Source organism: Mycobacterium sp. (assembly GCF_035603715.1).
Classification (GTDB): domain Bacteria; phylum Actinomycetota; class Actinomycetes; order Mycobacteriales; family Mycobacteriaceae; genus Mycobacterium.
The window spans coordinates 1-8,983 of record NZ_DATNJW010000673.1 but is presented as its reverse complement, the minus strand read 5'-3'; the positions used below and the strand labels follow the sequence as shown (position 1 = coordinate 8,983).

Here is an 8,983-nt window from a genome sequence, read left to right as displayed (position 1 = left end):
CTCTTTCACGCCCGATCTGATGTAGTCCTGGACCCGGGCTTGTTGGCGTTGCGCGACCAGCGGGCCGATGTCGGTCGCCTCGTCAGTGGGATCGCCGACCTGCAGGCCCGACATCATCTCGGCCAGCGCGTCGACAACCTCATCGCGGCGCCGCTCGCTGACCAGGATGCGGGTCTGAGCTACACAGGCCTGTCCGTTGTTCATCAGGCTCGCGGACTTCAATTCCCGGACCGTCTTGCCGATGTCGGCATCGTCGAGAATGATCGCCGCAGACTTGCCGCCGAGCTCCAGGCTTACCCGCTTGAGCTGCTCGCCGCATAGCGTGGCGATGCGGCGTCCCACCGCGCTCGACCCGGTGAACGACACCTTGTCCACACCCGGATGGCGCACCAGCGCCTCGCCGACATCGGTCCCGCCGGGAAGAACCGACACCACCCCTTCGGGCAGGTCCAGCTGCTCGATCATCTCGGCCAACCACAAAGCGTCGAAAGGCGTTTCGGGCGCGGGTTTGACGATGACCGGGCAGCCGGCGATCAACGCTGGTATCAGCTTGGGCATGATCAGGAACTGCGGCACGTTCCACGGCACGATCGCCGCGACCACCCCGACCGGGGCGCGGTGCAGGTGCACTTCGCCAAGTACGCCGTGGCGCCGTTCGGTCCAGGGGAAGTCGCGGGCGACCCCCAGGGAGAGGTGGATCATCGACACCGCTGCGGCGGCTTGACCCAGGCGGCTGAAACTGCGCGGCGAGCCCATCTCGTCGGTGATCAGGTCGGCCATCTCGTCGAGGTGGCCGCCGTAGATGGTCGCGAGCTGCTCGACCTTGCGCATGCGCTCCTGCGGGCTGAGCCGCGGCCATGGTCCATGGTCGAAGGCGTGCCGAGCGGCGGCAACAGCGTCGTCGACGTCCGCGGGCGTCGCCGCGGGAACGTCGCCAATCGAACTCTCGGTGTGCGGGGAGATGACCGTCAGGCGCTGATCGGTCGACGGCTTACGCCACTGCCCGCCGACGAAAAGCTGGTCGTAGCAACGGTGATCAAGGGTTTCCGGCATAAGGCACGACCTTTGAAAAGGCGATGGCAACTTCGCTATTGATGCTAACATAGCAAAAAAGACGGGCCGCCTGGCAACTGCCGTAGATCAACTGTGAATGCGACGTGAGCGACGAACTTCTGGTGACGACGGACGGCGCCGTCCGGGTCGTGACGATCAACCGTCCCGATGATCTCAACGTCGTCAACGCCGCCCTGCATCATCAGCTGCTCGACGTCTGGCGCGATCTGGAGCGCGATACCGGCGCCCGTTGCGTGGTGCTCACCGGCGCCGGCAAAACCTTCAGTGGCGGAGGCGATTTCGCCTTCCTGAAGGCGCAACACCGTTCTCTTGGCTACCGGTACGACATCTCCGCCCAGGCGGCGGACATCCTGCACGCGATGATCAACTTTCGGCTGCCGGTGGTGGCCGCGGTCAACGGCCCGGCCGTCGGACTGGGTGCTTCGCTGGCGCTGTGTTGCGACCTGGTGTTGATGTCCGAACGCAGCTATCTGTGCGATCCCCATGTGTCGATCGGCCTGACCGCAGGCGACGGTGGCGCACTGTTGTGGCCGTACATGACCAGCCTCATCCGTGCCAAGGAGTATGTCTACACCGGCGAGCGCATTCCCGCGGCGTTGGCGGTGGAGCTGGGTCTGGCCAACCGGGTCACGACCGCCGAGACGTTGATGGAGCAGGCGCTGCAACTGGCTGCCCGGCTGGCGGCTCAGCCGGCCCGCGCATTGCAGACCACCAAGCGGGCGTTCTCTAAGCACCTTGCCCAGGCGGCGATCGCGATCGTGGACTACGGACTCGCGGCCGAAACGCTCGAGCTCGGTGCCGACGACCACATCGATAAGGTGCGAGAGTTCCTGGGGGCCGACAAATATGACGCGATCGACACACCCGAGGCGGGACATGAACACTGATTGGCGCACGTATCCGTTCCGCTTGGTGCACAACGACAGTGCGCTGGATTTCCCCGTCGCAGAGGGCTTACATGCCGACCAGGAGTCCGACACCTGGTTCATCGCCGGCGAGCTGACCGGCGCAACGGGCCGCTCGTTCGCGTTCCTGACCATCTTCAACAAGAATCGCCCGGGCGGCACGGTGGTTGCCGATTTCTACACGATGTCGCTGTTTGATTGCGATACAGGCGAATACGGCACCTACACCGATTACGACATGCCACCCAAGAACATGCAGCCCGGTGCTCGTCAGAAGATGTCGATGTCCGCCGGATATCTCGACATCCAATACGAAAGCAGCGCCGGGCCGGTGGTGTGGACAGCGTGCCGTGACGACCACGGCGAACTGCGGCCCTACACCTACCGGGTCAGCCTGCGCGGCGTCGATCAGGCCGGCCAATCGATGGAACTGGATTTGGATGTCACGCCGACGCGTGCGCCAGTTCCCGTCGGCGCGGACACGTTCGACGGCAAGATCACCTGCTTCGGCCAGGACGACACCTACTCGTATTTCCAAACCGGCATGGCGATGAGCGGAACGCTGCGCTGGGGTGATCGGGACGAAGATGTCAGCGGCAGCGCGGGACACATTGACAGACAATGGTTTCCCCGATACGCCGGCGGCGGGGGGACCGGCGGAGACCCGCGAGCCAGGTCGCACGAATGGCGCACGATCAATTTCGACAACGGCGTCGACATGAGCATCTGGCGGCAGTTCGACCGGACGGACGGCAATGTGCCGCAACCATTCACCGGTGTGACGGTGAGCTACCCCGACCCGGCGAGGGCTCCGGAGTGCGCGGAAGACGTCGACGTCACGGTGAGCAGCTACGTCCGCTGGCCTGATTCGATCCGGCCACTGGTGCGGCCGCTGGCCCCGAACCGGTTCATGCCGGATCGCCACCGGTTGCAATGTGCCTCTTTGCAATTGGACCTCACCGGGGAGCCCATGGTGCCGGCGCCCGCGCACGGGCTGCCGATCGAATACATGGAAGGACCGTATCGCTACCGCGGAACACTGCGGGGAGAACCGGTCAGCGGCTTCGCGTTCTACGAGCGTTCGCTGGCGCTGTACCGCGATTGGGAGTTGATCGAGGTGCTGGCGTCAGCCGTCGAGAATCTCAGCGGGGCCGACCCGCAATTGACTGATGCGGTCGATCAGGTGCGCCCGCTCATCGCGTCGGGAAATCGGTCGCAGGCGCGAAAGCTGTTGCAGTCCATGCTCGCAGGGTTACCTGCCGATAGCACGGACTGCCGCGACGTCATCGACGCCCTGATCGCGGTGCTGTCGGACGACAGCTGACGGTCGCGGCGCCGGTCACCCTCCGGGTGGTTCCCAGGCGAATCCGCCCGGGGTGCTGACGCAGTTCACCGGACCGCCCGAGTTCGAAATGGCCGAGGAGCCCTCCGCGCCACACGGCATGCCGACCGCCGGGCGGGTGTCCAAGCCGCCTGGCGGCTTCGGTGACGTTGTTGTTGTCGCTGTAGTCGAGTGCGGCACTGTCGTCTGCGCCGGTGTGGTGCTGGTCGCCTTTGGCACGGGCTTGGTGGTCGTCGGCGATGTCGTCACCGGCGCGCTGACGATGGGACGCGGCCCGACCGCCGGGGGTGGCGGGGGCGGCGGTGCTGGGGCGATGAACGCCGGCGGCGCGGTAGACAATGCAGGAATCGCAGCTGTGGGCTCGGCCGAGGTGGTCTCGACACTGGTTGGTGTGTCAGTGGATTGAGACGCCGAGCGCAGCGCTCGGACACCCACGAACCAAGCCAGCAGTACGACCACGATCACACCACCGATCGCCGCGGAGTGCTTCAGTCGGCGCGTGCGAGCCTCGGCCGCCTGGTCGACGTCATCGTCGGGCGGGGTGGGTTTAGCAGACGTGACCGCATTGTCGACGTGGCTGCCCGGTGGAGCATGTGGCGCAGAGCCGTTTTTGCTCGCCGGTGCAGCGAATGCGCCAGGTTTGGTCGGCGCGTCGGGTCTGGTCGGCGCGGCTGGCGCGGTCGGCGCCGCAGCGTCGGACCTCGGCGTTGCGGGGGCCGTCGCAGGCGCGGCATCCGTGCCATCGGTCGGCTCGCGGAAAATGGATGCCGCGCGCAACTCGGATGTGGCGCGGATGTGTGACCGTGTACCGCCGGTCGACTCGAGTGCTTTGGCGAAGTCGCGACCCCGTCGGAATCTGTCGACCGGGTCTTTCGAGAGCGCGCGGGCGAAGATCGCGTCGAACTCGATCAGGTCAGGCCGGATCTCGCTCGGTCGGGGCGCTCGATCGTTGAGCTGCCTGTTGACCACCACGGACGGATTGAAATGTGCGAACGGCGGCGCCCCGGTCAGCATGTGAAACGCGCTGGCCGCCAGGGCGTATTGATCGGCGCGGCCGTCGATCTCATCGCCCATCAGCTGCTCGGGCGCGGTGTAGCCGGCGGTCCCGATGAACAGACCGGCCCGGGTGAGCGTGTTATGCGCACCCTCGGGCCGTGCTACACCGAAGCCCGTCAACGCAATTCGCCTTCTGTCGGCCGGCGATTTGCCGACCAGGATGTTGCCGGGATTGACGTGCCGGTGCAGCACCCCGCTGTCGTGCGCGTAGTCCAAGGCTTCCGCAATCGCGGAAACGATCTCGATCACCATCCTCGGCGGCATGCCATCGAGGTGGCCCTCGCTCAGCAGTTCGGCCGCGTCGGAGCCGTCGATGTACTCCGTCGAGAGCCACAACTGGTCCTCGAACTCGCCGCGGTCGGTGAGCCCCGCGATGTTCGGATGCCATAGCGCCGCTGCCAGGTCCGACTCCTGGTGGAACCGCTCGCGGTAATCGAGGTCGATGGAAATCTCGGCCGGAATCAGATGAAGAACCTGCTGGCGCGGAAGCCGCGGGTGCTCGGCCACGTAGAGCTCACCGAACTCCTCGTATCCAAGCTGCCGCACGATGCAGAATCCGGCGGCCGTCGCTCCAATGACCAGCGGCATGTGGAGATGGTACAGACCGGTGTCAGAAACCCAGGGCATGTGGGGGAACGGGCGAGAATGTCAGCGTGAGTGAACCCGGAAGCCACCAGACCAGCGAAGGCCTTGCGCACCGGCTCCGCCGGATGTCGGGCCGTGACCCGCACGAGCCTCACCGGGTGGCCACCCCGCTGGAGTTGCTGTTCGACCTCACGTTCGTCATCGCCTTCGGCGTCGCCGCGTCGCAGCTCGCGCACATGTTGGCAGCGGGCCACGTCGGCGCGGGGTTGGCCGGCTTCGTCTTCGCCACGTTCTCGGTGTGCTGGGCGTGGATCAACTTCAGCTGGTTCGCGTCGGCCTACGACACCGACGACTGGGTGTACCGGCTGACGACGATGCTGCAGATGGTGGGCGTGCTGGTGCTCGCGTTGGGGATTCCGCAGGTGTTCTCGTCGATCGCCGAAGGCCGGCACGTCGACAACCGGGCCATGGTCGCCGGCTACGTGGTGATGCGGGTGGCGATGGTGATCCAGTGGCTACGCGCCGCCATGCAAGATCCCGGTCGCCAGGCCGCATGCTTGACCTACGCGGTCGCCATCACCGTCGCGCAAGTCGGCTGGGTTGCCATCGCGATCGTGCACAGTTCGCTGGGCGTGACCTTCCTCCTGGTTGCCGTGATGGTCGGGATCGAGCTCAGTGGACCGTTGCTCGCCGAGAAGAGGATGGGCGGAACGCCCTGGCACGCACACCACATCGCCGAACGCAACGGACTGCTGACGATCATCGCTCTCGGTGAAGGCGTGGTCGGGACCGTCGCCTCGTTGTCTGCGGTGGTCGCCGACCAGGGTTGGACGACTGACGCCGTGCTGGTGGCGGTCGCGGGGACGGGTCTGACCTTCGGGATGTGGTGGGTGTATTTCGTGGTTCCGGCCGCTGATCTGCTGCACGCTCACCGCGAGCGCTCGTTCGGCTATGGCTACCTCCACATCGTGGTCTTCGGGTCCATCGTCGCGACGGGTGCGGGGCTACATGCAGCCGCCGACTTCATCGAACACAAGTCGGCGATGAATTCGATCGCCACGGTCCTGGCGGTCGCTATACCGGTGGGTGTCTACATCGCCGCGGTCTACGGAACCTACCTGCTGCTGACCCGAACGTGGGATGGCTTCTATGCATCCGTCGTGCTGATCACTCTCTCGGTCCTGGGCGCGGCGGTCGGCCTGGCATCCGCAGGGGTTTCCACCCCGACGTGTCTGGTGGTTGTCACCGCAGCGCCGGCGGCCGCTGTCGCCAGTTTCGAATCGCATGGGCACCGGCGCATTGCCCACGTTCTGGCTAAGAACGCGGGGTCGGGCTGATCGCTCACCGTCGAGGCAGATGTGACAGTGCCGAAGCGGGACGCGCTGAAATGTGCCGCCGCAACACCGGCCCCATCGGGTTCGTCAGCGCGGCGGAATCGCTGCGCGCCACCCGTCGAGCTCCGCGGATGGCCTCGGCGTATTGCTGGACTGAGGAGCGGGTGGCCGCACACAAGCGTCCGCAATTCGGCCAGTGGGCGTGAGCTTTACTCGCCGGTAAGTTTTCCAGCAAACTTTTGTCGATCGGCCGGTCGGCCGGTTTCTCAACAGTCGCACCGCGCCGTCCGGTCGGCCATGGACCGCGAGGGCGGAGATGACGCAAATTTCGAAGATAACGATTAGGTAACAATACTGCCTTGATCTGCGCAGTTATAGCTACTCGACCGTAACCACCTGCACGCAGCAGGTTTGGTCCGGACACCGTCAGCGGCCTATGAGCGGAGTGTTACCCAGCCCACCATTACTCGCGCGTAGAACTCACCAGTAACCAATTTGCGCCGGAAACTCCCAGGTTTCTTATGACACTCTTAGTGCAGCCGATGACGCCCTCCTTTTGCTTGACCCGCGGAAGCGCGGTCAGTCGGTATATGGCCGGTTGGACCGGGGCGGAATCGGAATGTGGACCGAATTGCGGGGCAGCGTAGCTCTGGCACGCGAGTGGTGGACAGATGCATTGAGGGAGATACAGACGTGACGATCTATGAGCACCACCGAGTGTCCGCCGACCGTGACGGACTCCCCTCGGACAGTCATGCTCTGGTCGATCGGCTTACTTCCGGCGAGCCCTACGCGGTCGCGTTCGGTGGGCAGGGCGGCGCGTGGTTGGAGACGCTGGAAGAGCTGGTGTCGTCGGCCGGTATCGAATCCGAGCTGGCGACGCTGGTCGGCGAGGTGGACCTGCTCCTCGAGCCGGTGGCCCGCGAGCTCGTGGTGGTGCGGCCGATCGGCTTCGAGCCGCTGCAGTGGGTGCGCGCGCTGGCTGCCGAGGACCCTGTTCCGTCCAACAAACACCTGACTTCGGCCGCAGCGTCGCTGCCCGGTGTCCTGCTCACCCAGATCGCCGCGGTCCGCACCCTGGCCCGGCAGGGCCTGGACTTGACCGCCACCCCGCCGGTGGCCGTCGTCGGGCACTCGCAGGGAATCCTGGCCGTGGAGGCCCTGAAAGCGGCGGGAACGCGCGATATCGAGCTGCTGGCGATGGCACAGCTGATCGGCGCCGCCGGCACGCTGGTGGCCCGCCGGCGCGGAATCTCGGTTCTCGGTGATCGCCCGCCGATGGTGTCGATCAGCAACGCCGACCCCGAGCGCATCTACCGGCTGCTCGAAGACTTCTCGCAAGACGTCCGCACCGTATTGCCACCGGTGTTGTCGATCCGCAACGGCCGGCGCTCGGTCGTTATCACCGGAACCCCCGAGCAGCTGTCCCGCTTCGAGCTGTACTGCAAGCAGATCTCGGAGAAGGAAGAAGCCGACCGCAAGAACAAGGTCCGCGGCGGCGACGTGTTCGCGCCGGTCTTCGACCCGGTCCAGGTCGAGGTGGGCTTCCACACTCCGAGGCTCGCCGACAGCATCGCCATCGTCGGCGAATGGGCCGAGAAGGTCGGCATCGATGTCGAGTTGGCCTGCGCGATGGCGGACGCCATCCTGGTCCAGCCGGTCGACTGGGTCGACGAGGTGATCAGGGTCCACGAGGCGCGTGCCCGCTGGATTCTCGACCTGGGTCCCGGCGACATCCTGACCCGTCTCACCGCTCCGGTGATCCGCGGTCTCGGAGTCGGCATCGTGCCCGCGGCGACCCGCGGCGGTCAGCGCAACCTGTTCACCGTCGGCGCCGTACCGGAGGTGGCCCGGCCGTGGTCGAGTTACGCCCCGTCGGTGGTCAGCCTGCCCGACGGCCGGGTCAAACTCTCGACGAAGTTCACCAGGCTGACCGGCCGGTCGCCGATTCTTCTCGCCGGGATGACCCCGACCACCGTCGACGCCAAGATCGTCGCCGCCGCGGCTAACGCGGGGCACTGGGCTGAGCTCGCCGGCGGCGGGCAGGTCACCGAGCCGATCTTCAACGACCGCGTCGAGCAGCTGTCCGGGCTGCTCGAACCCGGCCGCACCTATCAGTTCAACGCGCTCTTCCTCGACCCGTACCTATGGAAGCTGCAGGTCGGCGGAAAACGCTTGGTGCAGAAGGCTCGTCAGTCCGGCGCGGCGATCGATGGCCTGGTCGTCAGTGCCGGGATCCCCGAACTGGAAGAGGCCGTCGAGCTGATCGAAGAGCTCAACGACATCGGCATCTCCCACGTCGTGTTCAAGCCCGGCACCGTCGAGCAGATCCGCTCGGTCATCCGCATCGCCACCGAAGTGCCGACCAGGCCGGTCATCATGCACGTCGAGGGCGGGCGCGCCGGCGGCCACCACTCCTGGGAAGACCTCGACGACCTGCTGCTGGCCACTTACTCCGAGTTGCGGTCGCGACCCAACATCACCGTCTGCGTCGGCGGCGGCATCGGCACTCCCGAGCGGGCAGCCGAATACCTGTCCGGTCGCTGGGCACAGGCGTACGGCTTCCCGCTGATGCCCGTTGACGGCATCCTGGTCGGGACCGCGGCCATGGCGACGCTGGAGTCCACCACCTCGCCGTCGGTCAAGCAGATGCTGGTCGACATCCAGGGCACCGATCAGTGGGTCGG

General features: G+C 66.0%; 7 protein-coding genes. 5 read left to right on the top strand and 2 right to left on the bottom strand.

The annotated features are described in order from the left end of the window. Positions 1-1,053, bottom strand: a 1,053-nt coding sequence (locus tag VN856_RS27065) for an aldehyde dehydrogenase family protein (RefSeq protein ID WP_325695051.1), incomplete at its 3' end; no start/stop codon positions are given. Positions 1,054-1,157: 104 nt separating this feature from the next. Here VN856_RS27065 and VN856_RS27060 point away from each other — a divergent pair. Beyond that, on the top strand, positions 1,158-1,961 hold the full coding sequence (locus VN856_RS27060; RefSeq protein WP_325695050.1) for an enoyl-CoA hydratase/isomerase family protein: 804 nt from the start codon (positions 1,158-1,160) through the stop codon (positions 1,959-1,961). Continuing rightward, the gene (locus VN856_RS27055) at positions 1,951-3,303 is read left to right on the top strand and encodes a lipocalin-like domain-containing protein (RefSeq protein WP_325695048.1); all 1,353 of its coding nucleotides are present in this window, start codon (positions 1,951-1,953) and stop codon (positions 3,301-3,303) included. Before VN856_RS27060 ends, VN856_RS27055 begins: the two co-directional genes overlap by 11 nt. Before the next feature lie 15 nt (positions 3,304-3,318). Here VN856_RS27055 and VN856_RS27050 read toward each other — a convergent pair whose 3' ends face one another. Beyond that, complete coding sequence (locus tag VN856_RS27050; RefSeq protein ID WP_325695046.1) at positions 3,319-4,965, bottom strand: serine/threonine-protein kinase; 1,647 nt, start codon at positions 4,963-4,965, stop codon at positions 3,319-3,321. Positions 4,966-5,087: 122 nt separating this feature from the next. On the opposite strand from VN856_RS27050, the gene VN856_RS27045 reads away from it, so the two are divergent. From VN856_RS27045 to VN856_RS27035, 3 genes are all read left to right on the top strand, one after another. Continuing rightward, positions 5,088-6,299 (top strand): low temperature requirement protein A, encoded by a 1,212-nt coding sequence (locus tag VN856_RS27045; RefSeq protein ID WP_325695053.1) that lies wholly within the window; start codon positions 5,088-5,090, stop codon positions 6,297-6,299. A 50-nt stretch (positions 6,300-6,349) separates the two neighbouring features. Continuing rightward, positions 6,350-6,502, top strand: coding sequence for a hypothetical protein (locus tag VN856_RS27040; protein ID WP_325695044.1), 153 nt, complete (start codon positions 6,350-6,352; stop codon positions 6,500-6,502). 487 nt (positions 6,503-6,989) lie between these two features. Continuing rightward, a partial coding sequence (locus VN856_RS27035) for a fatty acid synthase subunit beta domain-containing protein (RefSeq protein WP_325695043.1) occupies positions 6,990-8,983 on the top strand: 1,994 nt, incomplete at its 3' end.

Excerpts from the sequence above, each read along its gene's own strand:
- VN856_RS27055 (WP_325695048.1), top strand. The coding sequence starts at position 1,951 with ATGAACACTGATTGGCGCACGTATCCGTTCCGCTTGGTGCACAACGAC.
- VN856_RS27050 (WP_325695046.1), bottom strand. The coding sequence starts at position 4,965 with ATGCCGCTGGTCATTGGAGCGACGGCCGCCGGATTCTGCATCGTGCGG.
- VN856_RS27045 (WP_325695053.1), top strand. The coding sequence starts at position 5,088 with ATGTCGGGCCGTGACCCGCACGAGCCTCACCGGGTGGCCACCCCGCTG.
- VN856_RS27040 (WP_325695044.1), top strand. The coding sequence starts at position 6,350 with ATGTGCCGCCGCAACACCGGCCCCATCGGGTTCGTCAGCGCGGCGGAA.